Here is a 26,720-nt window from a genome sequence, read left to right as displayed (position 1 = left end):
GTATCCGTTTTATGCAAGCATAAGGTTAAAGTAAACTTGAAGGTCAATACTTAATTTCTGTTATCTGCTATTGTTTGGGATAAGCACAGACTTTTTCATTTAAGGTAGCAGACTGAGTACAGTAGGAACTTGAGTTTATGAAAATTGGTGAATTATCAAAAAGAACAGGCTTGGCGACGTCGAAAATTCGATTCTATGAGGATATTGGCCTACTCAAATTAGTTAAGCGCGCTGCCAATGGTTATAGGACGTATCCCCCTGAAGCTGAAACTGTATTGCATTTAATTTCAAATGGTCAAAAGGCAGGCTTTAGTTTAGATGAGTTGAGTAAGTTACTTCCGAGTGATCTAAGTGACTGGAAACATGATCATTTACTTAATGCTTTACGTCAAAAACTTGTTGATATTGAACTGATGGAGAAAAAGCTTGCAGACAACAAACGACAATTAAACTCCATCCTTAATGATATAGAAGCCAAACCGGGTGACATGGCGTGTGCCGACAATGCCAAGCGAGTGATATCACAAATGGGGATGGGTAAAGGGAGGAGGTAGATGCAAAAAAATGCAGTAAACTTGCCAAAGCGGAGGTTGTTTTTTGAGCGAATTATTGATGACACTCACTATTATTTGCCCACTATTATTTGTACCTATGCTGGCAAATGGAGTAGAAAGAAGGACAGCCATTTCTAATGCTGCGTGTATAACAAAGCACGTTTAGTATTAGCAAATACCCAACCGGTGAGCTTCACATACCGAGATTACGCAGATGATAACTGCGATAAAGTGATGACACTGAGTAATGACGAATTCATACGGCGTCATTTGCAGCGTGTATTAATTACCGAAAGGATTTATGCGTATTCGACATTACGGTTTTTTAGCCAATGCATGTCGCAAGTGAAAGTTAGCTCTGATAAGGTCGCAGGCGTCATGCACATGCTGAACAAAGAGGACAAACACAGAAACCGTGACACTGATACCGCATTGGCCTTGTCAGCATTGTAAGGCAGGTATCTTGCGGCTAATTGACGTATTCAAGTTAGATGTAATAACGACCAAAGTAGAGCGAACGAGTTAGCAGCTCGATAGTTGCTTAAAATCAATTAGTTAACCTGCTTAATTGCTCAGGCTAGCGGCCTCTGTACGCTAAAAAATATAATTGCTTATTAAGGAAAATTTAGGTGTAATGAATACATAATAAGCGCTGAGCAATGCAGGGAAAGCTTACATAACACTAGCTAAACTGATTACACTAGCTAGGAAAGTGAGAGCCTCTAAAAAGCAAGCTATAGCATAAACAACACCAACTCTGACACATCGAGCGGGTAGCTGCTCAGTCCAACAAGCGATTATGCAACACAAACTGCGTGTCGCATAAATACTAAAATGTTAAACCTCATCGAGAGAATGGAGTCTAAATGAAATCAATTATATTGTTATGTTCAATTTTTATTAGTTTTGGTGCGCTGGCTACAGAGCTAGAAATGAAGCCAACAAAATCAGGATTATATGATGTTGGTGGATTTAAGCTTTATCTTGAGTGTTACGAAAATGACAAGCCACAATTAATACTTGAGCAGGGTTTTGGGCGTTCTGGTTCAGATGGTGTTTGGTTAGAAAACATAAAACGATTAAAAAACGATTTTAGTATTTGTTTATATGACAGAGCTGGATTGGGTAAAAGTGAAAAAGGTGTAATTCCTTTCACTGTTAATGATATAGCAAGTAGGCTCAGAAATTTGCTTCAAAATGCTAATATCAAAGCACCGTATTATTTTGCTGGTAGTTCATATGCTTCTTATATAGTCGCAGCATACAACAACCTTTATCCACAAGAAGTCATGGGAGCTGTACTTATTGATCCACCACCACTTGGATATTTTTATACAATGGGTACTAGATGGCCTAAAAACTTTAAAACAGATAATGAAAATTTAGAGCGTTTTTATAAATTTGAGCAAAGTGTTCATGATCCAATGTTTGAAAGAGTGCCTGAAAATGTAGACCATATGAAAAGCTATAAAATATTAGCTAACGCCTCAAATTACGGAAACAAACCAGTAATAGTTGTACGCTCAAAGCAAACAGGTAAACGATACGATCCGCCTTTTGTTCCCGATGAAATAGCAAATACCATGGATTCCTTATACGCTGGAGCAGAAGGCTACTTCAAAAATCTATCCACTAATAGCCGCGTTATCTATTCGGAATCAGAAAAACACCACCTGCATATCGCAGACCGCGATCTGGTAGTAAAAAGCATCAAAGAACTTGTTGGCAAATGAGGCTTAACAAGTTGCTAAAGTTCGTTCGTAAACTCACTGGGACAATTAACAGTTGGCTTGGCGCTTCGCGCAAGTTTAGCCAACAGTCAATTTCCCCTTAGCAAAGCGTTGGTATGACTCCCACTGTCAAGTTAAACGCACTGATCCCGCCTAACTTTTTAAGACATAACTATTTCAACTCGAATTAGAGCGAGTTAATACATAGGATGAAGCAAGTAATGTCGTCGGTTATTTTGCTGATATTCGTTGGTTATTACTATTTCTAGTAACAGAGCAGACCTTACTTAGTTCGTCGTGGCACCTGTCTTCAGTCTATGTTCGTGGTTCAATGCAGCGTTAGCCGCATTGCCATCCTAACGCCGTCGGTGGTTGTGCCACACCCGATGCTTGATCCCATGCATCAACTCTAATTCGTTTCTCATGCGGGTACTCTTGCCAATCTCAGTTTTGTATTCACAGGCGTAAGCACCACTTCTTTAGAGTAAATCATTGATAGTAAATCATTGATGACACCCACCGTTATTTGTATCTAAGCTGGTAAAGTGAGATTAAAACGTGCGGAAACACTTAAAGAATATGGACAAAAAAGCGTTCTTAGATAGGGTGACCTTTGGCTGAAATCATTGATGACACCCACCGTTATTTGTATCTAAGCTGGTAAAGTGAGATTAAAATGTGCGGAAACACTTAAAGAATATGGACAAAAAAGCGTTCTTAGATAGGGACAGAATCATTGATGACACCCACCGTTATTTGTATCTAAGCTGGTAAAGTGAGATTAAAATGTGCGGAAACACTTAAAGAATATGGACAAAAAAGCGTTCTTAGATAGGGACAGAATCATTGATGACACCCACCGTTATTTGTATCTAAGCTGGTAAAGTGAGATTAAAATGTGCGGAAACACTTAAAGAATATGGACAAAAAAGCGTTCTTAGATAGGGACAGAATCATTGATGACACCCACCGTTATTTGTATCTAAGCTGGTAAAGTGAGATTAAAATGTGCGGAAACACTTAAAGAATATGGACAAAAAAGCGTTCTTAGATAGGGACAGAATCATTGATGACACCCACCGTTATTTGTATCTAAGCTGGTAAAGTGAGATTAAAATGTGCGGAAACACTTAAAGAATATGGACAAAAAAGCGTTCTTAGATAGGGACAGAATCATTGATGACACCCACCGTTATTTGTATCTAAGCTGGTAAAGTGAGATTAAAATGTGCGGAAACACTTAAAGAATATGGACAAAAAAGCGTTCTTAGATAGGGACAGAATCATTGATGACACCCACCGTTATTTGTATCTAAGCTGGTAAAGTGAGATTAAAATGTGCGGAAACACTTAAAGAATATGGACAAAAAAGCGTTCTTAGATAGGGACAGAATCATTGATGACACCCACCGTTATTTGTATCTAAGCTGGTAAAGTGAGATTAAAATGTGCGGAAACACTTAAAGAATATGGACAAAAAAGCGTTCTTAGATAGGGACAGAATCATTGATGACACCCACCGTTATTTGTATCTAAGCTGGTAAAGTGAGATTAAAATGTGCGGAAACACTTAAAGAATATGGACAAAAAAGCGTTCTTAGATAGGGACAGAATCATTGATGACACCCACCGTTATTTGTATCTAAGCTGGTAAAGTGAGATTAAAATGTGCGGAAACACTTAAAGAATATGGACAAAAAAGCGTTCTTAGATAGGGACAGAATCATTGATGACACCCACCGTTATTTGTATCTAAGCTGGTAAAGTGAGATTAAAATGTGCGGAAACACTTAAAGAATATGGACAAAAAAGCGTTCTTAGATAGGGTGACCTTTGGCTGATAAGCGTATCGCTACACTAAAACTGGGTTATCGCGCACGACAAAGCGCTGTAAATACGGAAGTAAGAAATTCTAAAATTGAGAATGTGAGTTTTGCTAAGCCAACAAGCGCTCGCAGTTTGTCAGATTCGTCCGTCGTCGTTTTTGCAGTGTTTCACAGTAGGCGGTTATTGTTCGTTCTCGACCAACTGCACCGTGGAATACCCGAGAAAACTGCGTAGTGAGTTTTATCCAGTTCTCAGGCTCTATATTGAGTCGAGTAAGAATGGGTTGAGACTCAAAGATATAGCCTCGTTTGTCGGCGCGGATACATTGGCCTGTGAGTTCAACTAATTCAATATAGGATTTGAGTTCAAAAGGCAGTCCTTTTGGCATATGTTTTCGTGGGCTGCCAGCAAAGCGCAGTAGGCTTTTTGGTTGCTTGCCCAGCTTAGCATGGTCAATGCGTTTTTTGATGCTTGTGTGGTCTGATGTTTCAGGCGTTGCGGTAATTTGGGCTCTAATGGGGTTTAGATCTACGTAAGCGAGGCAGGCAGCCAGTGCAGCTTCATCCAGTAGTGCTTGGGATTTGAATCGTCCTTCCCAAAACCGACCTGTGCAATTATCTTCTTTATTTGCTCGGCGGGCGATATCTTCGTTAAGTACCCGCATAAACCAGCTAATATCGGCTAGTCTTTCTCTGTACTTGGTGACATGCTCATCGAGTATCAATTGCTCAGATTCATTGAGCGGTTCTCCCTCAACGAGCTTATGGGTTATCCAGTTGCCTTTAAACAGCTTGTGCCATCGTATCACAATCGCTTCATCCGACAGGCGCTTAGCCTTTTTATCATCAACATATAAAACAATGTGGGTGTGATTACTCATTACGGCATAAGCACAGACATCAATACAAAACACGGAACCTAACATCAGGAGCTTTTCTTCAACCCAATCACGGCGGTGCTCGTATGATTTTCCAGTAAATTTATCTTCACCGCACAGAAACGCACGCCTTACGCAACGGGAGATACAGTGGTAGTATTTGGTGTCGGTTAAACTGATTTGTCTTTTACGGGCAGTTGCCATAGTTTGGTTTCCTCAATCCTTTGAGTGCAGAATTAAAGCGTAGGCGGAATCTTAGGAAGGTGCAAATTAGTAGTGGGTGTCAGCGATTTGACTCAAAAAATCCACCGATATCTATAATCAACGAAGACCACATTCGGCCCTTAAAAACGCCCGATGAAGTTCATCGGGCGCTTTAATTTCAAAAAGTGTCAATCCACATGCTAAGACGGGTTAACTAAACTAACCGTGTGCTAGCCGAACAGTTCATCTTCTAGTGTTTTACCGTTAACTAACGATTTGTAACGCCAACCCTGTTCACGGCAAAGCTTGAGTACATCAATATCAACCTGTTGGCCGCTACGATACTCAATAAGCAGGGCGCCACTGGCATTTACTGTCACCTCTTCAACGCCTTGTAAGGTCCTAAAAAGCGCTATGTGACTACTGGTGCCAGACTCTTTAAGTTTTACAGTTAGCGTGGCAAGTTCCGCTTCTTGGATGCGGTCAACAGCGGTTAATTTACCATGCTGTAAATGTAATACCTGATCGCACAAATCATCGAGTTCTACTAAATCGTGTGAACTCAAAATAAAGGTCGTTTCAGATTGAAGCCTTTTTACTAGGTTTCTGATCTCACGAGCATTCACGGGATCTAATCCAGCCGTGGCTTCGTCAAGCAGTACAATTTCAGGCTGTGAAAGTAGCGTTTGGGCAATACAGATACGTTTTCGCATGCCATGAGATAACTCATGAGGTTTAGCGTGATAACAGTCTTTGAGGTCGACGAGCTCAAGCACTCTATGCGTTTCACTCTCGGCCGCTTTCGCATCTAAACCTTGAAGCTGTCCGTATAAACGTAGCTGATTACTGACAGAAAACCTTGGATCAAGCTGAGCATCCTGTGGAAGTGCGGCAAGGCGGCCAAAAAGTGCAGCGCTGCCAGGCTTATGGCCCAAAATTTTAACACTGCCAGCATCTGCATTTAGATACCCGCAAAGTGTACTAAAAAGGGTGGTTTTACCCGCACCATTGGGGCCGACAAGCGCAATAGGTGAACCTGCGTTTAGGGTGAAAGATACGTTATCTAGTGCGCGCTTTCGTCCATATTTTTTCACTAAATTATTAACTTCAATAATGCTAGTCATAGCGCGCGCCTTCTTAATAGTTCACAGCTAATTGCAATCAATACGAAGCTATGCAGCACCGGTGTGGCAAAGCGAGTGAGGTTGATATTCTGTGCAATGGTTTCTGAGCCTTGGAACCCAGGAAAAAGATAAAAAAGGTACTCTGCGTATGCGCTGTACTCAAGTGCAAAAGCGACTAAAGTGGCGAGCGTTAAGTAGGTCAAAATCGCGTAAATCATGCTCATTTTACTAGAGTTAGCAAAGTGATTAGCCACAGACATCAGGGCAATAAATGGCGCAGTAATAAGCGTTAGCTCTAGGACAATTAATGTCGCCCGAGTAAGCCCTGTGAGCCATAAGCTTGGGTCGCGCACCACCATTAATATCCAAGCGCCTACAGCAGAAATCGCTATGAGTAGCAAGGTATTGAATACCTGTCCAACAAAGCGACCAACAACAATTTCCGCGCGAGATGTGCGCAGGGTTAGAAATCTGAGTGTGCCGCGGCTTCTATCTTCTACAGTTTGATCTGCGCTTGAAAAGATCACAAAAAGAGGAAATAAAAAGATTGACCAAACTAAGTACAGTGCAAGCTCCATTTCAGGCCATTGGGCAATACGATGCATACCAACGACGCCAGAAAAACTCTGGATCATATTTTTGAAGTTGGGGTCGCTGACAATGGATACCGCTTCAGCAATGGCGTAGCGCAAAATGGCATACCAAACTAAAACAAATGCGGCGATGGCTATCCATCCGCGTTTCGTTGCAAACAAGCGTTGCAATTCAAAGATGGCAATTAGGCCAATTCTTTTTATATTCATAAGGATCCTTGCAAGTGACAACACAGACTTTCACTACTAGAGCGGTAGGCTGACTTTGATCTGAGCGTATATGATTGGCGGTAAAAAAGGAAGTTGCTGAACTGTAACAAAATTAAACCAATAAAAAACGGGCACGATTGAGTGTGCCCGTTTATTAGTCTAAATTTGCTAGCAATTACCAGCCACAATTACGGCCTTTATTTTGCTCATCTAGGTATTTTTGCAATGGTGCAAAGTAGTCAAGTACTGCTGTTGCATCCATTTCATCTTTACCTGTTAGCGTTTTAAGTGCTTGTTGCCAAGGTTTGCTGCTGCCCATTTCAAGCATGGCATTTAAACGCTCACCAGCTGCTTTCGAGTTGTAAACAGAACAGCGGTGAATGGCTTCTTTGCTGCCAGCAATTTCACAAAGTGATTTGTGGAATTGGAACTGCAAAATATGCGCTAAGAAGTAACGAGTGTAAGGGACATTACCAGGTACGTGGTATTTTGCACCTGGGTCAAAGTCATTTTCAGTACGTGAAATTGGTGCTTTAACACCTTGATATTTTTCTCTTAATTCCCACCACGCTTGGTTGTACTCTGCTGGAGAAATCTCACCAGAGAATACTTTCCAGCGCCATTGGTCGACAAGTAGACCAAATGGAATGAATGCAACTTTATCGAGTGCCATCTTCATCAATAGACCGATATCTTTTGACTCATCCGGTACGTTATCTAACAAACCAATTTGCTTTAAGTAGCCAGGTGTTACAGATAGCGCGATGGTGTCGCCGATAGCTTCATGGAAGCCATCGTTGGCACTTTCTTGGTAATACACAGGCTGCTGATTGTAAGCGCGTTGATAGAAGTTATGGCCTAGTTCATGGTGGATAACTGAGAATTCTTCACCTGTGCGTTGGATACACATTTTGATGCGTAGGTCGTCTTTGGCATCTAAATTCCAAGCTGATGCATGACATTGTACGTCGCGATCTTTTGGTTTAATAAATAAAGAACGTTCGTAGAAAGTCTCAGGTAATGGAGCAAAACCCATAGAGGTGAAGAACTTTTCTGCACCTTTTACCATTTTGATTTCGTCGTAATTGTGTTTAGCCAGTAGCGCCGTTACATCATAACCCGGATCTGCGTTTTCTGGCGCGACTAAGTCATAGATATTGCCCCAGCTTTGTGCCCACATATTGCCAAGCAAGTGTGCTGGAATAGGCTGGTCTTGAGGTACTTTATCTTCGCCATATTTCTCGCCAAGCTTGGCTCTAACATGACAGTGAAGCGAATCGTATAGCGGCTTTACTTGGTTCCAGGTACGGTCAAGTTCTTTTGCAAAGTCGTCCGCTGGCATGTCGTATTTACTGCGCCACATTGCGCCTGTGTCTGCGTAGCCAAGCTCATTAGCACCTTCGTTGGTAAGTACAACTTGCTTTTCATAGAGTGGACGCATCGGCTTTGACACTTCACGCCAACCTTGCCAGATGTCTAAAAGCTCTTCATAGTCGCGACTATTTGCCATCTTAGCCGTCATGTCACCAAGGCTTAGGCAAGTGCCATCATCTTTACAGTATTTGCCCTTTCCGTACATACCATCAAGCTCTGCAGTGAGCTTTGCAAGTTCCGCTGTTTTGTCAGCATCTTTTGGTGCAGGTAATGTCAGGTTTAGCTTCAATTTATCAAGCTTACGTCGGGTATCTTCGCTTAACGCCAAGCCATCAAATTGTGCTGCTTGGTTAGCAAGCTCCACGAGCGCAGCGGTGTATTCCTCATTCACGTCTGCAGCAAGTGAAGCCGTGTCGTGAGTAATAAAGTTCGCATAAATCCAAGCTGAGCGGCTAGAGCGGAAGTTAAGGTCAACCAGCTGCTCTGACGCCTTATCTAAAAATGCAACTGCATCGGCTTCTGATAACGCTTTATTTGTAGTTTCTGTGGATTTGCAGGCAGAGAGTGCAAAAGTACTGGCAACAATGAGTGCGCCAACACTTAACTTAAATCTTGGTTTCATAGGGTTCACTTGTTGTTTTAATTAATACACGAGCCGACTTAACGCTAGACGGCATTTTAGTATCTATAGCCAGCTACACTAATTGGGTTAATTGCTACAAATCAGCAAGTAAATTAATCCAATTAGTATTAGTCGTATGAACAACTAATCATAGTGAGCGCGGCTTTTTCGCGCAGCAAAGCATCATTTTTTGCTGTGGTGGCAAGAATAATAGCAGGACGACTTTAAAACGACAATTTTGCGATGGACAAACAATGAGATGCGAGTGCAGATAAAAGTTGAGTTAGTGTGATTATTAACCATAATTAAGGCAGTCAATTGTATCAAAAGGCCGTATTTGGAGCCTGCAAAAAGGAGTGCATATGACTTTAGTTTTATTGGTGATATTGGCAATTGTGGTGGTATTTTGTGTCCGTGATATCAGGGTTAAGTTGATCACAAAGCCGCTCTTTAATTATTTCAAAACGTCATTACCTGAACTCTCCCAAACCGAGCGAGAAGCGATGGAAGCAGGGAGTATTTGGTGGGATGGCGCGTTGTTTTCTGGTAAGCCGAATTGGCGAAAGTGGTTGAGTAATGATAAGCCAAAGCTAAGCGATGAAGAACAGGCATTTATAGATAACGAATTACATACGCTGCTAAAAATGCTTGATGAAGAAAAAATATCTGAGGCTCAAGACCTGCCTGAAGACGTTTGGCAATTTTTAAAAGAAAAGGGTTTTTTTGCTTTTATTATTCCAAAGGCTTTTGGTGGTCGCGAATTTAGTGCTCAGGCGAACTCCACCATCGTTGCAAAAATAGCCAGCCGTAGCTTGTCTACTGCTGTGACCGTGATGGTGCCAAATAGTTTAGGCCCTGCGGAGCTGCTGCTTCATTACGGCACCAATGAACAGCAGAATACTTGGCTGCCAAAGCTTGCCTCGGGTGAGGCGCTACCTTGTTTTGCATTGACCTCTCCAGAGGCGGGATCGGATGCTGGTAGCATTCAAGACTTTGCTATTGTGTGTGAGCGAGAATTTGAGGGAGAAAAGCAAATTGGACTTGCGGTAACTTGGCAAAAACGATACATCACGCTGGCGCCCGTCGCTGATGTATTAGGACTTGCGTTTAAGGTTTACGACCCGGATCAATTGCTTTCAAATAAAGTAGAGCTTGGGATCACTTGTGCACTTATTCCGACTACACATGAAGGCGTAAAAACAGGAGATCGACATAACCCGCTGGGGCAAGCCTTTATGAATGGTACAACCAGTGGTGAAGATGTTTTTATTCCAATGGCTTGGGTGATAGGCGAACAAGCGGGTATCGGCAAAGGGTGGCGCATGCTGGTGTCGTGTTTAAGTGCTGGGCGGGGGATATCTTTGCCAGCACTGAGCGCGGGAACCGCTCAATTAAGTGCCAGAACGACTTCGGCTTATGCCGGTGTCCGTCGTCAATTTGGTGTACCCATCTCTGCCTTTGAAGGAGTGCAAAGCGCGTTAGCCAGAATTTACGGCTATAGCTATCTAATTGAAGCGGTGAGACAAACCACTGCGTTGGCAATTGATTTAAAGCAAAGCCCTTCGGTAGTCACGGCGATTGCCAAGTATCACCTCACAGAGCATGCAAGAGTAGCATTGAATGATGCGATGGATATTCATGGCGGTAAAGCCATTCAAATGGGGGAAATGAATTATCTTGCTCACAATTACATGGGCATGCCGATTTCTATTACCGTTGAGGGCGCCAATATCTTAACTCGAAGCTTGATGATTTTTGGTCAAGGTGCGACGCGTTGCCATCCTTTCATACTGAAAGAAATGAGTATCGTACAGCAAGAAGATCAATTAATCGCTTTGAAAGAGTTTGATGAAGTGCTTTGCAAACACTTGCAGCATACCTCTGTGAATGGGCTCAAGGCGTTTTTTAATGGCTTCACACTAGCACGTTTCGAACGTGCGCCAGTTAGTGGTGATGTGGCGGCGTATTACCGACGTCTAACATGGTTGAGCCAAGCGCTCTCAGTGTATAGTGATATTGCTATGTTAAAGCTAGGCGGTTCACTAAAACGTAGAGAAATGCTCTCTGCAAAATTGGGAGATGTCCTGAGCTTTCTTTACATCGCCTCGTGTGTATTAAAAAAATACGAAGATGATGGCCGTCAACAAGGGGACTTACCGCTGGTAAAGTTTGCCTTAGATCACTGTCTTAACGAAGCAAGTAAGGCTATTTATGCATTTTGCGATAACTTTACCGCAGCACCTCTGGCATTTTTGTTAAAACGTTTGGCGTTTCCCGTTGGTAATTGGATCAAAGCGCCGAGCGATAAATTGGCGGTGCAGGTATGTAGCAATGTTTCTGATCACAACTCGACCCGTGAACGTATCTCCCATCTGTGCGCCGTGGTAAAACACTCTGCGATAGATACAGTTGAGCATGCTTATTTACTGGAAAAGGCGCATGCTCCACTAATGGCAAAATATCGCAAGTGGTGTAAACAAAATAGCGTGAAACTGGTGGGTAAGACATTGAATGAAAAACTCAGTATCGCAATGGACGACAACGTGATTGATGATAAGAGTTCTGAAACTATCTTTTGTATTGAAACGCTAGTTGCAAAAGCTGTTGCTGTTGATGCGAAAGCGCCCAACTAGTTTGTTGTGACAGAGGATATTGGCTAATTTGTTAAAAAAGCCCCGACAACGGGGCTTTCCTTTCTTATTCTTGAGTTAACGTGCAAAGGGGTCGGCTAGTACCTTGTCTACGTACCATTTGCCTTTTTTGCGCACCATACTGACACTACGCATGTCGTCTACTTGCTCACCGTGGAGCTGACCTGTAAAAATTAAATTAATTTTTGCGCTGTCGCCATACTGTTCGCGCAGACTTTGATTGGTCATATCAACTTCTATGGTGACTTCATCGTATTGCATATTCACTAAATTTCTGGCGAATTGCGACGCAGTACCGTAAGAGCGCATGATACGCGCGTGACGGGGAGTGGCGATTTTCATTGCCGCGTCTAGATCTTTTTTATTATAGAGTGCGTCAAAATACATTGTTGCGGCATATCCAGGAGTGTCCTTGTCACCACTGACATTATCCTCTGAGCCGCACGCTGAGAGTAAAATCATTGCGGCTAAGACAACGAAAGTTTGCTTAATAAGTGACTTTGTCATGCTAAAATACATCATATGCAGTCTAAAATTATTCACAATAAGTTAAGTTTGTCTGCTAACGGCCGATATGTAAAGTCAGTAAATGAAATAAATGTATTATGTGCTAAGGGTTTAAGATGTCTCGTTTAATATCACTAGCTTGGTTCGCTTTATTTTTAGTAGGGTGTGGATCGCAGCCTGAAATTAGTAAAGGGGTAACAAGCCAGTTGACGCAAAATGGCATAATACTTGGACACTTTTCTAAAGATGGAAAGTGGAGCGTAACATTAGACAGCCATGCTGAAATCCATATTTATGACAATGCCAATCAGTCTGTCATATTCTCAGTACCCAAAGACAAAATAAAAACACCAGTCAAAGAAGTTTTATTGTCAGATGATAAGGAAATGCTCATCGTGGCAGGTGAAAACCTTATCTCAATTTGGTCTGTTCCAAAGCAAAAGTTGATAACGAACGTACCTTTTGCAGGGGTGAGTCCACTTGCTTCAATCTCTGCTTTAGCGCTTTCCTATAACAACCAGCGTTTGCTTGTTGCGATGGATGATGGCTCACTCAATATGGCGGATCTATTCACGAAGTTAAACAATCGTTTTATGCCACATACTCGGCCGATAGAGCATTTGGCGTTTGATAATAGTGGCGACTATTTTGTTACAGGCGCGCAAGATGGGTTGGTTGCCCTTTGGCAATTTGCCTCACCAGAACCTTTATATGAGCATCAATTTAGTCATCGTGTTACCAGTTTAACAGTGAGTCATGATGGCAAGCACTTATTCGTCTCAGATGGGTTGAATGCGCAACATGTACTAGACTTTGAGTCTGGAAAACAGCTCAGTGAGCTAAAGTATATGGCCCGTTTTAAGATGTTTAGAAAGGCTAAGTTTATTTCTGACTCAGGCTTACTCGCGACATCATCGTCAAAATCTCACCTCTCCATCTGGCGCTATGAGAGCGGGGAAGAATTAGGCACTTGGTCTATTCATACTGAAAGTGAGGGAGCAACGGTAGTCGATATGTATGTCCCAAACCCAGACACCTTAGTAACGCTAAATAGCGACGGTATGCTTGAGACGTGGGCGGTTAATGTACTTGCTAAAAAGTAAGGGAGTGAAATCACTCCCTTAAAACCTCAGATTAATTGCAGTTTGACAAGCAAAACTTGAAATTAGGCGCGTTGGAAGTCGTAAACGCTACCAAGATTGAGTAGTTGGGTGAGTTCATCTAGTGCAGCATAGGACTCTTGCAGTAGGCTCGGATCAGCTAAATCCTGCTCCGTGACTTTATCGCGATAATGTTTATTGACCCACGCGCTTAGTTGAATAAATTTGTCTTCGCTCATCATCACTTCTGGATTTACCGCTTTTAGCTCAGCTTCATTGAGTGCTACACGTAATCGCAAACATGCAGGCCCACCACCATTTTGCATGCTTTGGCGTAAGTCAAAAAAGCGTACTTGCGAAATCGGATTTTTTGCACCGAGCATATATTCGATATACGCGGCAACGTTATCATTCTTCGCACATTCCTCCGGTGCAACCAGCATCATCTCGCCTGATGGCAAGGTGATTAATTGAGAATTAAATAGGTAACTTTTTACTGCGTCTTCAACACTCACTGCATGCGTCGGAACTTCTACAATATGCAAAGGCTTTTCGCCGATATACGCTTGTCTAATTTTAGTTAGACTGGAGGTTTGATCAATAAAGGCTTGATCATGGCAAAACAGTACATTCTCATTGCCCACCGCAATGACGTCATTATGGAACACGCCTTGATCAATCACATTTGGATTTTGCTGGATAAAAATTGCTTGCTTATCATCTAATTGATGTAGCCTTGCAATCGCTTGACTTGCTTCTAATGTTTGCCGAGCAGGATATTTAGTAGGACCCTTTATATCGCTGTTAAAGCCACTTGAACCGTACACAAATAATTGTAGACCTTTACTGCCATGGCTATCGGCGAGGCGAGTGTGGTTCGCAGCACCTTCATCGCCAAAAAAAGGCTGCTCAGGCAAATGCTGGTGATGTGCAAAATATTGCGCATTGGCGAACATAGCACGAAGTAAATTCGTGGTGGTTTCTGGTTCTATTGAACGGTGGAATTTGCAGTTTAAATTGGCACTTGTGAAATGAACTTTGCCATCGCTAGAATCAACAGAAGGCGACACAGTCGCCGCATTTGCCGTCCACATTGCAGAGGCAGAGTAACAAGCTCGAAGCAATATAGGATCGTGTTTATATGCTTTTTCAAGTACTTGTGCATCAGTTCCCGAAAAGCCAACGCGACGCAGTGGGGCTAAACTCGGGCGTGCGTGAGGTGCGAATATTCCTTGTTTTAGGCCGATATCATGCATTGCTTTCATCTTTTCAAGACCTTGCAATGCCGCTTCTTTTGGATTAGAGACGCTGGTAGCGTTAGAAAGTGACGCGACATTACCATAAGATAATCCGGCATAATTATGTGTTGGCCCTACTAAGCCGTCGAAATTGACTTCATAAGTCATGAGTGCGGTTCCTGTTGCGAATAGTTATAGATAACTAGTATGAGGCGGTTTCGCTGGTTTTTAAAGTGACCTAGGTCAAATTAGGCGTTTGTACTTATTTAGCTTTAGCACGCAGTCATTGCAAACAAATTAATAGGAAATTGGAATTAACCTATTACAACGCAATTCCTCACTTTTACTAAATTCGACTGCATCCTAGCGAGTCTCCTGATCACAATGGTGAACAGTGGAAAAAACAATTGCTGCAGCCTTAGTTAAACCGACTTTCATTGCAAATTTATCCCTCGTTGCCCACAATAGGGTTAAATTCCTTTTTATATCAAGGCAAACCATGGAAGTTGAACATCAGGAAATTGCCAATTTTTTAGTAGCTTACCCGCCGTTTTCGGATTTGCCTCAAGAGGCACTACATAAACTCGCAAGCCAAGTCGAAGTAGGTTACTACCGAGAGGGCAGCGGTATTTTGGAATATGGAGAGCAGATCACTTACCTGTATGTGATCCGATCTGGTGCTGTCGAGCTTTATCGGCGCTCAGGTGAGTTATACAATCGTATTTCCACAGGTGGGATCTTTGGCCAGCGTGGGTTATTGATGAATCGTAAAGTTCGTTTTGGCGCTCAAAGCCTTGAAGATACACTGGTGTATTGTATTCCCGTTGGCATTTTTGATGAGTATTGCGACGTTTATGAAGCGTTTGCTGATTATTTTGAAGCTGACGATAATGCTAGACTAAAAATCACGGTTTCTGAGCAAGCCGACAGCAATGATTTGACCACGGCCAAAGTGCGTAAACTATTGCTACGTGATGTGGTGTACGTTGAACGCAACGCCACGGTACAGCAGGCAGCTCAAGTGATGGCAAAAGAGCATGTGTCATCACTACTTATCTATGACCCCGAGAAACCTGTTGTCGAAGATCCAGATGAAGATGATGGTCAGGTGGTTGGCCTTATCAGTGACAGAGATCTTCGCACAAAAGTAGTCGCAGAGGGGCTGAACTATCAAACTCCAGTCTCTGAGATTATGTCGACCGATCTTATTATCGTTGACTCCAATGCCTATGTCTTCGAAGCCATGATGCTGATGCTAAGAGACAATGTGCATCATTTGCCCGTTGTTCATAAGCGTAAACCGATAGGTGTGGTCGCGCTATCCGATATTTTGCGCTATGAGTCTCAAAGCAGCCTGTTGTTTGTTAGAGGGCTAATGGACCAGCAAAGTGTTGAAGACTTGAGTAGTTACGCCAAACAGCTTCCTGCAATTTTTACTCGCATGGTGAATGAGGATGCCAACTCACACATGATTGGTTCTGCGATGTCGATTATAGGCAAAACGTTCAAACATAAGTTACTCGAACTCGCAGAAGCAAAATTAGGCCCGCCACCAATCCCTTACTGTTTTATTGCCCTTGGTTCAATGGCTCGGGATGAACAATTAATTGTGACCGATCAGGATAATGCACTGATCTTGGATGACAGTTATCGATCCGCTGAGCATGGCGCTTACTTCGAAAAGCTGGCGAAGTTTGTGTGTGATGGTCTAGCCAATTGCGGCTACAAATATTGCGATGGTGGGATCATGGCAAGCAATCCTGCTTGGCGCTTAACTTATAGTCAATGGTTAGCACAATTTGAAGACTGGATAGAAAATCCCAGTCCTGAGGCTTTGCTTAATAGTTCGATTTTCTTTGATCTGGAAGGCGTATGGGGTGAAACAAAATGGGCTGAGAAACTTACCGCTTTTATCAGTAAAAAGGCCAAAAATACCCCAAAATTTTTGGCTGCGATGGCACATAATGCGCTAAGAAGGACACCGCCTTTAGGATTTTTTAATGGTTTTGTCCTTGAGCAAGACGGCGAGCACAGGCGTTCGATGAACATTAAACGCCGTGGCACAGCACCGCTTTCAGATTTGGTTCGAGTGCATGCCCTTGGCGTTGGCTCTAAAAAACAAAACTCCTTCGAGCGATTAGAAGATATTGATGAGGCAAATATACTGCCAAAGGGCAAGGTGCTAGATCTGCAAGCTGCGCTTGAATACATCGCCATCATGCGTATTCGTCACCAAGCATGGCAAATTGAGCAGGGCGAAAAGCCCGATAACAGCTTGCCTCCAGAGACACTCTCTGATTTTGAACAGCGTAATCTTAAAGAAGCTTTTGGCGTGTTAGACAAAGCACAGAGCTTTTTAAAGTTTCGCTATCAAAACAAATCCATGATGAAGTAGCGGCGTAACATGCAAGGCGAGATTATGTCATGGCCAAATCGCTTTCAGCATTTGGCAAAAACGTCGCAAGACCCAAGAATTCAAGCATTTTATCAGCAAGGAGTGGTAGATCCTTACCAGCAATTGAGTCAGTGTGAGTTTGTTGCCCTTGATTTTGAAACTACAGGGCTCGACCCAAACATCGATGACATTGTGAGCGTTGGCGTCGTGCCATTTGACTTACGACGGATCCGCTTGGCTCAAGCCAAGCATTGGCTAGTGAAGCCAACCAGTCCGCTGGCTGAGGAGTCAGTGGTATTGCACCGGATCACACACTCACAAGTCGAAAGCGCGCCAGATCTGCAAGATATTCTTGAAGAGGTGTTTGCTTCGTTGCATGGTAAAGTCATTGTGGTGCACTATCAGTTTGTCGAGAAGTCATTTTTCAATTCTGCGCTAAAAGCAAGATTGGGTGAGGGTATTGAGTTTCCAGTGATTGATACGATGGAAATTGAAAAGTCAGCGATAAACAACGCCAGAAGCTGGCTTGATAAGCTCAAACGTAAACCTATTCCTTCGGTACGCTTAGCTGACTGCAGAAAGCGCTATGGGCTTCCCTATTATCAGCCACATCATGCCTTGTCCGACGCATTAGCAACGGCGGAGTTATTTCAAGCTCAAGCTCAATATTGTTTAGACCCTTCAGACATGGTGAAACGCTGGTGGAGCTAAACCCAAATAACAAAAAAATCGGAGCAAATATTGCTCCGATTTTTTAATTGCGTAAGTTAAGTTGATTAACTTTTAGGCTCAGTTCGAAGCCCGAGGATTAAACTTACACACATCAGTAGTAGTACAAAAGTAAACGGTAAACCTGTTGAAATAGCACCCGCTTGTAGTGCTTCGATTGCTTCTTTACCGCCGATCCAAAGTAGCGCTGCCGCAATTGCACCCTCAATACTTGCCCAGAATATACGTTGCGGTACTGGGGCATCTATCTTACCTCCAGCGGTAATACTATCGATAACCAAAGAACCTGAGTCCGACGAGGTAATGAAGAAAACCAGTACAAGTACAATCGCCGTGAACGAGAGTAAATCGCTCATAGGTAGGTTTTCAAACATTTGGAACATCGCCAGTGGCACTTCAGTCAAGCCATCAGTACCTAGAGCGCCAATGCCATTTTTTACCTGATCGATAGCAAGGCCACCGTAGATTGACATCCAGATCACGGTTACCAATGTCGGGATTAATAATACTGCGGTAATAAACTCGCGGATGGTGCGACCCTCAGAAACACGTGCGATAAACATACCGACAAACGGTGACCAAGAAATCCACCATGCCCAATAAAATACGGTCCAACCTTGGAACCATGCTTCATCTTCACGACCATGCGGATTACTCAGTGGAATGATATTTTCAACGTAGGCCATTAAAGTCGTCGGAATATTACCCATGGCAATCGCAAAACCTGCAATACCAACGAATACTAGTAACACAAATGCAATTAACATATTAACGTTACTAAGTAGCTTTACACCGCCATCAATACCGCGAACAACCGAAATAATCGCAAGGGCAGTAACACCCACAATCACGGCAATTTCTAGACCGAGACCTGCTTCTATGCCAAATACATGTTGGATCCCAGCACCGGCTTGCTGTGCGCCCAGACCGAGTGATGTCGCAAGGCCAAACAAGGTAGCAAGAACGGCGAGAATATCGATGATATGGCCTGGCCAACCCCAAGCTCTGTCCCCTAAAATAGGATAAAAGATTGAGCGGATCGACAGTGGTAAGCCTTTATTGTAGGCAAAGAATGCTAAAGAAAGCGCGACGACGGCGTAAATGCCCCAAGGATGCAAACCCCAATGGTACATGGTCGCGCCCATCGCAAGTTCTGCTGCCTCAGGAGTGTTTGCTGCAACATTTAACGGTGTTTTGTACCAGCCTGTGTAGTAGGCGACAGGCTCCGCTACACCCCAAAACATCAGACCAATACCCATACCTGCTGCAAATAGCATCGCCAGCCAAGACGCCCGAGTGTAGCTTGGTTTGGCGTTTTCACCACCTAAACGAATTTTACCGTAAGGCGATAAAACGAGCACCAAACAAAATAGGACAAAGAAATTACCAGACCACATAAATAGGGCATCAAAGTTACCTATGATATCCCACTTTATGCCGTCTAAAGTGGTTTTAGCTGTGTTTGCATCAACTAATAATACGGCGACTAAAAACGCCAGTATTAATCCTGCACTTACACCAAATACAGGGTTATGTACGTCAAACCCCCACTTTTGAACATTGTCTTGTCCAACGGTGTAGTCTGTATTATCGATGCTGTACTTATCGTGGTGATTGCCCATGATATCCTCTTGTTGTTCTCATCGTGATACGACACCAAGCTGATATACTGAATTAATCGCTAGACAATGGTTGATAACAATTCGACATAAACTAACTATGCAACAAAGCAAAATGTAATCTGGCTATTAATGCTAATCATTAGCGGCTTAGAATGACTTTATCAGCCATAAAAAATGCTAGCCATAAGCCATAAAAACTACTTAGTCTAGTTTAGATTATTTAGCGTATTCATTCGTTTTATGCGTTTCAACCATATCAGCCGAATGACTATCTAAATATATGATGGGTTTATGTTAGTTACAGCGACAGTATACTGCCTCAATACTTGTAATTAAGATAAACCAACCGAACCGTTATGCTACTAAGCTATGGTATCAATATATTGTGTCAACTTGATATTCAGTCGATGCTTCAAAGCAGCAACTCTTTAGTTTTAAGCTGTACTGGCAGGTGAATATTCAATGCCAACCAAAACTATCTCTACTAGTTTAGGGGGTGAGATTGAAAAGTAAATGGCTACTGAATTTTTTATTTAAAAATCATCACATTCATCAACTAGACATGGAGAGTGGTGTAGAGTAAAGAGTTTTCCTTCGATGCATGTGAAAAAAAACCCCTCTTGCGAGGGGTTTTGGGTAACTCAGCGCCTTTGGCACTGGGAATGAGGTCGGTACATTTGTAAGTTAGGGTGTGTCTTACGACGCCTCAAACTGCATTTCAGGGATCTCACCGTCGACGATAAGCTTGCCTGCAGTTTTGCTGATTATTTCATCAACACTAACACCCGGTGCGCGTTCTAGCAAATGGAATGCGCCGTCTTTTACTTCTAACACAGCTAAATCTGTTACGATTTTCTTTACACAATTTACGCCGGTTAGCGGCAATGTGCATGATTCAAGCAATTTAGAATCGCCGTGTTTGCTAGCATGGGTCATGGTCACTATGATGTTGCGTGCACCAGCAACTAAGTCCATTGCACCACCCATGCCTTTGATTAATTTTTTCGGGATCATCCAAGACGCGATATTGCCTTGTTGATCAACTTCAAATGCACCTAGTACCGTCAAGTCTACATGACCACCACGGATCATGGCAAAGCTTTCCGCACTATTAAAAATTGCTGCACCTGTCGCTGCTGTCACGGTTTCTTTACCCGCGTTGATCATATCGGCATCAACTTGGTCTTCGGTTGGGTAGGGACCCATACCTAACAAGCCATTTTCCGATTGCAGCATCACTTCGATGCCTTTTGGCACGTAGTTAGCCACTAAGGTTGGTATACCTATGCCTAAGTTAACGTAGTAACCGTCTTCAAGCTCTTGCGCCACGCGCATCGCAATTTGTTCACGATTTAAACCCATGATTGCCTCCTATTTGCGCGTTGTGACACGTTCAATACGTTTTTCAAAGTCACCTTTGATCACGCGATTGACATAAATACCTGGGGTGTGGATTTGACTCGGCTCAAGCTCACCCGGTTCCACAATTTCTTCAACTTCCGCTACGGTGATTTTTCCGGCTGTCGCAGCCATTGGGTTAAAGTTCATTGCTGTGTGGCGGAACACCAAGTTGCCATAGCGATCTGCTTTCCAAGCCTTAACAATGGCAAATTCACCAGTAATTGATTCTTCCAAAATATATGGTCGGCCATCAAATTCTTTTACTTCTTTACCTTCAGCAACGGGCGTACCGTACCCTGTTGCCGTGTAAAAAGCTGGGATCCCAGCACCACCAGCGCGCATCTTCTCTGCAAGCGTACCTTGTGGTGTTAATTCAACGTCAATAATGCCATCGAGAAGTTGTTGTTCAAACAGCGCATTTTCACCAACGTAAGAGGCGATGATCTTCTTAATTTGACGATCTTTGAGCAAAATACCTAAACCAAAGTCGTCGACCCCACAGTTGTTTGAAACCACGGTAAGTTCTTTTGTTTGCAGGCGCTTAATTTCTGCAATTAAGCCTTCTGGAATACCACACAAACCAAAGCCACCTGCGATGATGGTATCGCCGTCTTTAAGACCCGCCATCGCTTCGCTGTAGCTTGATACGACTTTATCGAAACCGGCCATAAGCCCACTCCTAATAATGTTATTGTTTTAAGATTGACAAGTTTGTTTGAGTGCTAACGACACTTTACTGCTTGGTGTCTTGCCTAGCGCATCACAAATTGTCCATCCTGCTTTTGCTAGCCTTTCTAAATCAATTCCACACTCAATGCCAAGCCCTTGCAGTAAGTAAACTACATCCTCAGTGGCAACATTTCCTGACGCGCCTTTGGCGTAAGGGCAACCACCGAGACCTGCAACGGCGCTATCGACAGTTGCGATCCCCATTTGCAGGGCCGTGTGAATATTCGTTAATGCTTGTCCGTAGGTATCATGGAAATGCACCGCAAGCTTGTCAGCAGGGATATGTTGCAGTAACAATGTGAGCAGTTGCTGGACTTTTTTAGGTGTACCAACACCTATGGTGTCGCCTAGGCTGATTTCATAACAACCAAGTGACAACAATTGTTTACATACCGCTAAAACTTGCTCTGGTTGTACTTCACCTTGATATGGGCAACCAACCACGCAGCTAACATAACCTCTTACTTTTATGTTGTTTTTTTGTGCAAGTTCAACAACGGGACGAAAGCGTTCAATACTTTGTTCAATCGTGCAGTTGATGTTTTTTTGCGTAAATGCCTCACTGGCGGCAGTAAAAATGGCAAATTCGTCGACTTGATTTTCTAGCGCAAGTTCTGCGCCTTTAAGGTTTGGCGTTAGGGCGCTTATTTCAACGCCTTTACTACGCTCAAAGCCTTGAATAACCGCTGCGGAATCGGTCATTTGTGGCACCCATTTGGGGGATACAAACGCGCCTGCTTCTATGTGCTTGAGACCTGCGTCTTTTAATGCGTTAACCAGCGAGATTTTAGCTTCTGTGGCAACACTGAGCTCATTTTGTAAGCCGTCACGTGCGCCGACTTCTACAATTTTGACCTTAGCCGGATACTGAGACATTAGTCTTGCTCCTCAACAATCGCCAGCATATCGCCATGACTGACGAGCTCGCCTTCTGCAAAGCAGTATGAAGTTAGCGTGCCATCAAATGGTGCATTGAGCGTATATTCCATCTTCATAGCTTCGATTATCACCACGGCATCGCCTTTATTAACTTGGGTACCGACGGCTAACAAATGCTTAACCACGGTGCCGTTCAATGGCGCTGCCAGCGGTGCGGCTTCGTGCTCATGATCGCTAATGTAATGCTTTGACTTAAGTTCAACGGTATGTTGATACGGGCCATACATAATAGTGATCGCGGCTTCGGTCACAATGGCACTGGCGCGTAATCGTGCACCATCAATTACCGCTGTTAACTGGTGTCCATTTAATTCACATTCAACTTGGTGGATTTGCTCGTTAAACGAAACCTTCCAACCACCTTGAGATTGATAAGCCGAGGCGATGTGATCTGCAAATGGTAAATCCACCTTCGCGGTTTGGTTAAGCCTAAAGCCTAAGTTTCCCCACACCGTGTTTTTACATGGTTGTTGGTGGCTAAGGTAGGCCGCACTTGCTAATAACACCATTTTATCCAGCGGCGTATTCGATTGAGTTAATACGTCAGTTTGTGTGTCGATAAAGTGGGTATCAGGCGCACCAGCTGTGAAAGTAGGGTGGCCTGCTAAGTGATGCAAAAATGCAATGTTGGATTTCAAGCCACACAAGTGCACTTGTTCTAAACTGGATTTTAACTTTAATAAGGCTTGTTCACGATTTTTGCCATGAACAATAAGCTTGGCGATCATAGGATCGTAAAATGGACTGATCTCATCACCTTGCTGTACGCCTGTGTCAATTCTTACGCCATCTTTGGCTTCAGGAAAGCTAAGGTGTGAAAGTACACCAGAAAACGGCATAAAGTTTTCTTCAGGGTCTTCTGCGTAAATGCGCGCTTCAAAACTATGACCAGATAACGAAACCTGCTCCTGAGTCAGCGGTAGCTGTTCACCCGCAGCAACCATCAGTTGCCACTCGACTAAGTCGAGATCAGTTACCATTTCTGTCACTGGGTGCTCTACTTGCAGGCGAGTATTCATTTCCATAAAGAAGAACTCATCGCCACATAATAAGAACTCTACTGTACCTGCGCCGCGATAGTTAATCGCTTGCGCACAGCGTACTGCCGCTTCACCCATAGCTTTGCGCATCGCATCACTCAAACCTGGGGCGGGCGCTTCTTCAATCACTTTTTGGTGACGACGCTGTAGTGAACAGTCTCTATCACCGAGGTAAACACAGTTACCGTGACTATCGGCAAAAACTTGTACTTCAACGTGACGAGGCTTATCAACAAAACGCTCAAGCAGCACTAAGTCATTGCCAAAACTCGCTGCAGCTTCACGTTTAGCGCCATGTAGTGCCGATAAAAACTCGCTGCTTTCTCGTACCACGCGCATCCCTTTACCACCACCGCCGTAAGCGGCTTTAATAAGTACCGGAAAGCCGATTTTTTCAGCTTCTGCCTGTAAGAAATCATCGTCTTGTTTGTCGCCATAATACCCTGGGACCAAAGGCACATTAGCGTCATGCATGATTTCCTTGGCACGGGTCTTAGACCCCATCGCTTCAATAGAGCTTGCCAACGGACCAATAAACGCAATGTTTGCTGCTTCACACGCTTTGGCAAATACTTCATTTTCAGATAAAAAACCATAACCTGGGTGGATACAATCGACGCCCGCCGCTTTGGCGACTTCAAGAATTCGGTCTGCAACCAAATAAGACTCTTTAGATGGTGCCGGACCGATATGATAGGCTTCGTCAGCTGTTTTCATATGCATCGCATTGGCATCTGCATCAGAATAAACTGCCACTGTGGTTAGGCCCAATTTCTTTGCGGTGCGCATCACGCGGCAGGCAATTTCACCACGGTTCGCGACTAGAATTTTAGTTAGCATGTTGACTCCTATTCGCTTGCGGCGGTTTGCCAGCGTGGTGCTCGTTTATCGAAAAAGGCGCTAAGCCCTTCTTGGCCTTCGTCACTTACTCTAATTTCAGCGATACGTTTTGCGGTATGGGCGATCAACGCTTCATTTATCTCTTTACCAGCAACTTCGCTGATCAGTGCTTTGGCACTTTTCACAGCAGCAGGGCCATTGTTAAGCAAGGTATCGAGAAAATTCGCTTCGCTTTTTGCTAAATCATCGCTCAATTCGTGAATTAAACCCATTTCTAGCGCCTTTTCACCATCAAATACTTCGGCTGTTAAAAAATAGCGTCGCGCTTGGCGCTCCCCAATGGCTTTAATGACATAAGGACTAATCACAGCCGGAATAAGACCAAGCTTGACTTCACTTAAACAAAATTTGGAGTTGTGCTCTGCAATGGCGATATCACAACAGGCGATTAACCCAAGTGCACCGCCAAACGCAGCACCTTGCACCAAACACAGGGTTGGGTGAGGGCAAGTGGCCAGCACTTGCATTAATTTAGCAAGCTCTAAAGAATCAGCGACGTTTTCGTTATAGTCGTTGTCTGCCATGGATTTCATCCACGCCAGATCAGCCCCCGCTGAAAAGTGTTTACCTTCGGTTTTTAATACCAGCGCTCTGACATCGAGGCCGCTGGCATATTCGATATTCTTAATGAGTTCGGCAATCACCTCCGCATTGAAGGCATTATGTTTTTCTGGGCGACTTAGCTCTAAAATCGCCACTTTGCTTTTTGTTATATTTAAAGTGACAGGCATAAGTGCTCCTTACATTCTGAAGACGCCAAATTTAGATTCTTTTTGCGGTGCGTTACTCGCAGCTTCCAAGGCAAGACCAAGTACTGTGCGCGTATCCGCAGGGTCGATAACGCCATCGTCCCAAAGCCTTGCGCTAGCATAGTATGGGTGTCCTTGCTTTTCGTACTGCTCGATAATTGGCTTTTTAAATTCGCTCACTTCGGCATCGCTCATGCTAAGGCCTTTACGCGCTAAACCATCTTGTTTAACCTGTGTTAATACGCCTGCAGCTTGTTCACCACCCATTACGGAGATCCGTGCGTTTGGCCACATCCACATCATGGTTGGCTCGTACGCTCTACCACACATGCCATAGTTACCAGCACCATATGAGCCGCCAATCAATACTGTAAACTTAGGCACATCAGCACAGGAAACGGCTGTTACCATTTTTGCACCGTGCTTAGCGATACCTTCCGCTTCGTATTTTTGGCCAACCATAAATCCAGTAATATTCTGCAAAAATAGCAGCGGAATATTGCGCTGTGCACAGAGCTGAATAAAGTGTGCGCCTTTTTGTGCGGATTCAGAAAAGAGAATACCGTTGTTTGCTACGATCCCCACAGGGTGACCATAAATTTCAGCAAAACCAGTCACGAGTGTTTCGCCGAAGTAGCGTTTAAATTCATCAAACTGAGAATCGTCCACGATACGGGCAATGACTTCGCGTACATCGAACGGTTTTTTCAGATCCGTACCGACAATGCCATACACCTCACTGATGTCATAACGTGGTGGTTTGGCATCCTGCAGGAACGGGCGAGTGGGGCGCTGATGATTAAGGCGTGACACGCACTGTCTTGCGATAGAAAGCGCATGCTCGTCATTTTCTGCATAGTGATCGGCTACACCAGAGACTTTACAGTGAACATCTGCGCCGCCTAAGTCTTCTGCACTCACTTCTTCACCCGTGGCCGCTTTAACAAGAGGTGGCCCTGCCAAGAAAATGGTGCCTTGTTCTTTGACGATAATACTTTCATCGGCCATCGCTGGTACATATGCGCCACCGGCGGTGCATAACCCCATAACCACTGCGATTTGTGGGATCCCCTTTGCAGACATACGGGCTTGGTTGTAGAAAATTCGACCAAAATGTAGTTTGTCTGGAAATACTTCATCTTGCTCGGGCAGGTTCGCACCGCCAGAATCCACTAAATAAATACAAGGAAGATGGCAGCGCTCCGCAATTTCTTGCGCTCTTAGGTGTTTTTTTACGGTAATAGGGAAATAGGTACCCCCTTTTACAGTCGCATCATTTGCCACAATCATGCATTCAACGCCTTTGACGCGTCCGATCCCGGCGACCACACCAGCACAAGGAATATCTTGCTCGTAAACGCCAAACGCGGCGAATTGGCCAATTTCTAAAAACGGCGAGCCCTCATCTAGCAAGGTTTCAATTCGGTCACGTACAAATAATTTACCGCGACTTTGGTGACGGGCAATAAGCGCTTCACCACCACCTTGGCTCAGTGTTGCGACTTTATCTTTAAGATCAGCAACCAGCGATGCCATCGCATCGCTGTTTGCCTTGAACTGGGGCTCATGCGGATTAACCGCAGAATTTAGTACCGTCATGTAGCA

At 43.7% G+C, this 26,720-nt stretch carries 19 protein-coding genes and 1 pseudogene; 7 read left to right on the top strand and 13 right to left on the bottom strand.

The annotated features are described in order from the left end of the window. The first annotated feature begins 137 nt into the window (after nucleotides 1-137). The 3 genes and pseudogenes from PPIS_RS06385 to PPIS_RS06375 all read left to right on the top strand — a co-directional run bounded on the left by PPIS_RS06385 (nucleotide 138) and on the right by PPIS_RS06375 (nucleotide 2,287). A complete protein-coding gene (locus PPIS_RS06385) occupies nucleotides 138-554 on the top strand; it encodes a MerR family transcriptional regulator (protein WP_010378590.1) in 417 nt (138 codons plus the stop codon). A 186-nt stretch (nucleotides 555-740) separates the two neighbouring features. After that, nucleotides 741-1,080: pseudogene (locus PPIS_RS25790) on the top strand (transposase); the annotation flags it as partial. A gap of 340 nt (nucleotides 1,081-1,420) precedes the next feature. Next, a complete protein-coding gene (locus PPIS_RS06375) occupies nucleotides 1,421-2,287 on the top strand; it encodes an alpha/beta fold hydrolase (protein WP_010378593.1) in 867 nt (288 codons plus the stop codon). Between the two features lie 1,933 nt (nucleotides 2,288-4,220). Here PPIS_RS06375 and PPIS_RS06370 read toward each other — a convergent pair. From PPIS_RS06370 to PPIS_RS06355, 4 genes are all read right to left on the bottom strand, one after another. Next, nucleotides 4,221-5,192: a hypothetical protein gene (locus tag PPIS_RS06370; RefSeq protein ID WP_010378595.1), complete on the bottom strand. Its 972-nt coding sequence runs from the start codon at nucleotides 5,190-5,192 to the stop codon at nucleotides 4,221-4,223. 230 nt (nucleotides 5,193-5,422) lie between these two features. Further along, nucleotides 5,423-6,316: an ABC transporter ATP-binding protein gene (locus tag PPIS_RS06365; RefSeq protein ID WP_010378597.1), complete on the bottom strand. Its 894-nt coding sequence runs from the start codon at nucleotides 6,314-6,316 to the stop codon at nucleotides 5,423-5,425. After that, nucleotides 6,313-7,119: an ABC transporter permease gene (locus PPIS_RS06360; RefSeq protein ID WP_010378598.1), complete on the bottom strand. Its 807-nt coding sequence runs from the start codon at nucleotides 7,117-7,119 to the stop codon at nucleotides 6,313-6,315. Before PPIS_RS06360 ends, PPIS_RS06365 begins: the two co-directional genes overlap by 4 nt. Before the next feature lie 175 nt (nucleotides 7,120-7,294). Beyond that, nucleotides 7,295-9,115, bottom strand: a complete 1,821-nt coding sequence (locus PPIS_RS06355) for a M2 family metallopeptidase (RefSeq protein WP_010378600.1) — start codon at nucleotides 9,113-9,115, stop codon at nucleotides 7,295-7,297. A 362-nt stretch (nucleotides 9,116-9,477) separates the two neighbouring features. Here PPIS_RS06355 and PPIS_RS06350 point away from each other — a divergent pair, with 362 nt between their 5' ends. Then, on the top strand, nucleotides 9,478-11,748 hold the full coding sequence (locus PPIS_RS06350) for an acyl-CoA dehydrogenase (protein WP_010378603.1): 2,271 nt from the start codon (nucleotides 9,478-9,480) through the stop codon (nucleotides 11,746-11,748). 75 nt (nucleotides 11,749-11,823) lie between these two features. Here the strand turns inward: PPIS_RS06350 and PPIS_RS06345 are convergent, their stop codons facing one another. After that, complete coding sequence (locus tag PPIS_RS06345) at nucleotides 11,824-12,273, bottom strand: hypothetical protein (protein WP_010378604.1); 450 nt, start codon at nucleotides 12,271-12,273, stop codon at nucleotides 11,824-11,826. A 116-nt stretch (nucleotides 12,274-12,389) separates the two neighbouring features. Here PPIS_RS06345 and PPIS_RS06340 point away from each other — a divergent pair, with 116 nt between their 5' ends. Continuing rightward, nucleotides 12,390-13,376, top strand: coding sequence for a WD40 repeat domain-containing protein (locus PPIS_RS06340; protein WP_010378605.1), 987 nt, complete (start codon nucleotides 12,390-12,392; stop codon nucleotides 13,374-13,376). A 62-nt stretch (nucleotides 13,377-13,438) separates the two neighbouring features. On the opposite strand, the gene astB is transcribed toward PPIS_RS06340, so the two are convergent. Next, nucleotides 13,439-14,779 (bottom strand): N-succinylarginine dihydrolase, encoded by a 1,341-nt coding sequence (gene astB, locus PPIS_RS06335; RefSeq protein ID WP_010378606.1) that lies wholly within the window; start codon nucleotides 14,777-14,779, stop codon nucleotides 13,439-13,441. A 331-nt stretch (nucleotides 14,780-15,110) separates the two neighbouring features. Here astB and PPIS_RS06330 point away from each other — a divergent pair, with 331 nt between their 5' ends. Further along, the gene (locus PPIS_RS06330; protein WP_010378608.1) at nucleotides 15,111-17,006 is read left to right on the top strand and encodes a DUF294 nucleotidyltransferase-like domain-containing protein; all 1,896 of its coding nucleotides are present in this window, start codon (nucleotides 15,111-15,113) and stop codon (nucleotides 17,004-17,006) included. Nucleotides 17,007-17,015: 9 nt separating this feature from the next. Further along, nucleotides 17,016-17,717 carry a 3'-5' exonuclease gene (locus tag PPIS_RS06325; RefSeq protein ID WP_010378609.1) on the top strand — a complete coding sequence of 234 codons (702 nt, stop codon included), beginning with the start codon at nucleotides 17,016-17,018 and terminating at the stop codon, nucleotides 17,715-17,717. A 65-nt stretch (nucleotides 17,718-17,782) separates the two neighbouring features. Here the strand turns inward: PPIS_RS06325 and PPIS_RS06320 are convergent, their stop codons facing one another. From PPIS_RS06320 to PPIS_RS06290, 7 genes are all read right to left on the bottom strand, one after another. Next, nucleotides 17,783-19,357 carry a BCCT family transporter gene (locus tag PPIS_RS06320; RefSeq protein ID WP_010378610.1) on the bottom strand — a complete coding sequence of 525 codons (1,575 nt, stop codon included), beginning with the start codon at nucleotides 19,355-19,357 and terminating at the stop codon, nucleotides 17,783-17,785. Between the two features lie 696 nt (nucleotides 19,358-20,053). After that, nucleotides 20,054-20,719: a CoA transferase subunit B gene (locus PPIS_RS06315; protein WP_010378611.1), complete on the bottom strand. Its 666-nt coding sequence runs from the start codon at nucleotides 20,717-20,719 to the stop codon at nucleotides 20,054-20,056. A gap of 9 nt (nucleotides 20,720-20,728) precedes the next feature. Next, entirely contained in the window at nucleotides 20,729-21,427 is a 699-nt protein-coding gene (locus tag PPIS_RS06310; RefSeq protein ID WP_010378612.1) for a CoA transferase subunit A, read from the bottom strand. 27 nt (nucleotides 21,428-21,454) lie between these two features. Continuing rightward, a complete protein-coding gene (locus PPIS_RS06305; protein WP_010378614.1) occupies nucleotides 21,455-22,363 on the bottom strand; it encodes a hydroxymethylglutaryl-CoA lyase in 909 nt (302 codons plus the stop codon). Next, on the bottom strand, nucleotides 22,363-24,306 hold the full coding sequence (locus PPIS_RS06300; protein ID WP_010378616.1) for an acetyl-CoA carboxylase biotin carboxylase subunit: 1,944 nt from the start codon (nucleotides 24,304-24,306) through the stop codon (nucleotides 22,363-22,365). The genes PPIS_RS06305 and PPIS_RS06300 overlap by 1 nt, the downstream gene beginning before the upstream one ends. A gap of 8 nt (nucleotides 24,307-24,314) precedes the next feature. Then, entirely contained in the window at nucleotides 24,315-25,097 is a 783-nt protein-coding gene (locus PPIS_RS06295) for an enoyl-CoA hydratase-related protein (protein WP_010378618.1), read from the bottom strand. A gap of 9 nt (nucleotides 25,098-25,106) precedes the next feature. Beyond that, nucleotides 25,107-26,714: a carboxyl transferase domain-containing protein gene (locus PPIS_RS06290; protein ID WP_010378620.1), complete on the bottom strand. Its 1,608-nt coding sequence runs from the start codon at nucleotides 26,712-26,714 to the stop codon at nucleotides 25,107-25,109. Nucleotides 26,715-26,720 lie beyond the last annotated feature (6 nt).

The sequence above is a fragment of the Pseudoalteromonas piscicida genome, from assembly GCF_000238315.3.
Lineage (GTDB): Bacteria > Pseudomonadota > Gammaproteobacteria > Enterobacterales > Alteromonadaceae > Pseudoalteromonas > Pseudoalteromonas piscicida.
Note: the sequence above shows the minus strand (reverse complement) of the source record. Positions and strands in the feature narration are given on the sequence as shown.

Coding starts and splice junctions, on each gene's coding strand:
- PPIS_RS06320 (WP_010378610.1), bottom strand. CDS start 19,357: ATGGGCAATCACCACGATAAGTACAGCATCGATAATACAGACTACACC.
- PPIS_RS06325 (WP_010378609.1), top strand. CDS start 17,016: ATGCAAGGCGAGATTATGTCATGGCCAAATCGCTTTCAGCATTTGGCA.
- PPIS_RS06355 (WP_010378600.1), bottom strand. CDS start 9,115: ATGAAACCAAGATTTAAGTTAAGTGTTGGCGCACTCATTGTTGCCAGT.
- PPIS_RS06365 (WP_010378597.1), bottom strand. CDS start 6,316: ATGACTAGCATTATTGAAGTTAATAATTTAGTGAAAAAATATGGACGA.
- PPIS_RS06290 (WP_010378620.1), bottom strand. CDS start 26,714: ATGACGGTACTAAATTCTGCGGTTAATCCGCATGAGCCCCAGTTCAAG.
- PPIS_RS06315 (WP_010378611.1), bottom strand. CDS start 20,719: ATGGGTTTAAATCGTGAACAAATTGCGATGCGCGTGGCGCAAGAGCTT.
- PPIS_RS06350 (WP_010378603.1), top strand. CDS start 9,478: ATGACTTTAGTTTTATTGGTGATATTGGCAATTGTGGTGGTATTTTGT.
- PPIS_RS06305 (WP_010378614.1), bottom strand. CDS start 22,363: ATGTCTCAGTATCCGGCTAAGGTCAAAATTGTAGAAGTCGGCGCACGT.
- PPIS_RS06300 (WP_010378616.1), bottom strand. CDS start 24,306: ATGCTAACTAAAATTCTAGTCGCGAACCGTGGTGAAATTGCCTGCCGC.
- PPIS_RS06345 (WP_010378604.1), bottom strand. CDS start 12,273: ATGACAAAGTCACTTATTAAGCAAACTTTCGTTGTCTTAGCCGCAATG.
- PPIS_RS06295 (WP_010378618.1), bottom strand. CDS start 25,097: ATGCCTGTCACTTTAAATATAACAAAAAGCAAAGTGGCGATTTTAGAG.
- PPIS_RS06340 (WP_010378605.1), top strand. CDS start 12,390: ATGTCTCGTTTAATATCACTAGCTTGGTTCGCTTTATTTTTAGTAGGG.
- PPIS_RS06375 (WP_010378593.1), top strand. CDS start 1,421: ATGAAATCAATTATATTGTTATGTTCAATTTTTATTAGTTTTGGTGCG.
- PPIS_RS06310 (WP_010378612.1), bottom strand. CDS start 21,427: ATGGCCGGTTTCGATAAAGTCGTATCAAGCTACAGCGAAGCGATGGCG.
- PPIS_RS06330 (WP_010378608.1), top strand. CDS start 15,111: ATGGAAGTTGAACATCAGGAAATTGCCAATTTTTTAGTAGCTTACCCG.
- astB (WP_010378606.1), bottom strand. CDS start 14,779: ATGACTTATGAAGTCAATTTCGACGGCTTAGTAGGGCCAACACATAAT.
- PPIS_RS06385 (WP_010378590.1), top strand. CDS start 138: ATGAAAATTGGTGAATTATCAAAAAGAACAGGCTTGGCGACGTCGAAA.
- PPIS_RS06360 (WP_010378598.1), bottom strand. CDS start 7,119: ATGAATATAAAAAGAATTGGCCTAATTGCCATCTTTGAATTGCAACGC.
- PPIS_RS06370 (WP_010378595.1), bottom strand. CDS start 5,192: ATGGCAACTGCCCGTAAAAGACAAATCAGTTTAACCGACACCAAATAC.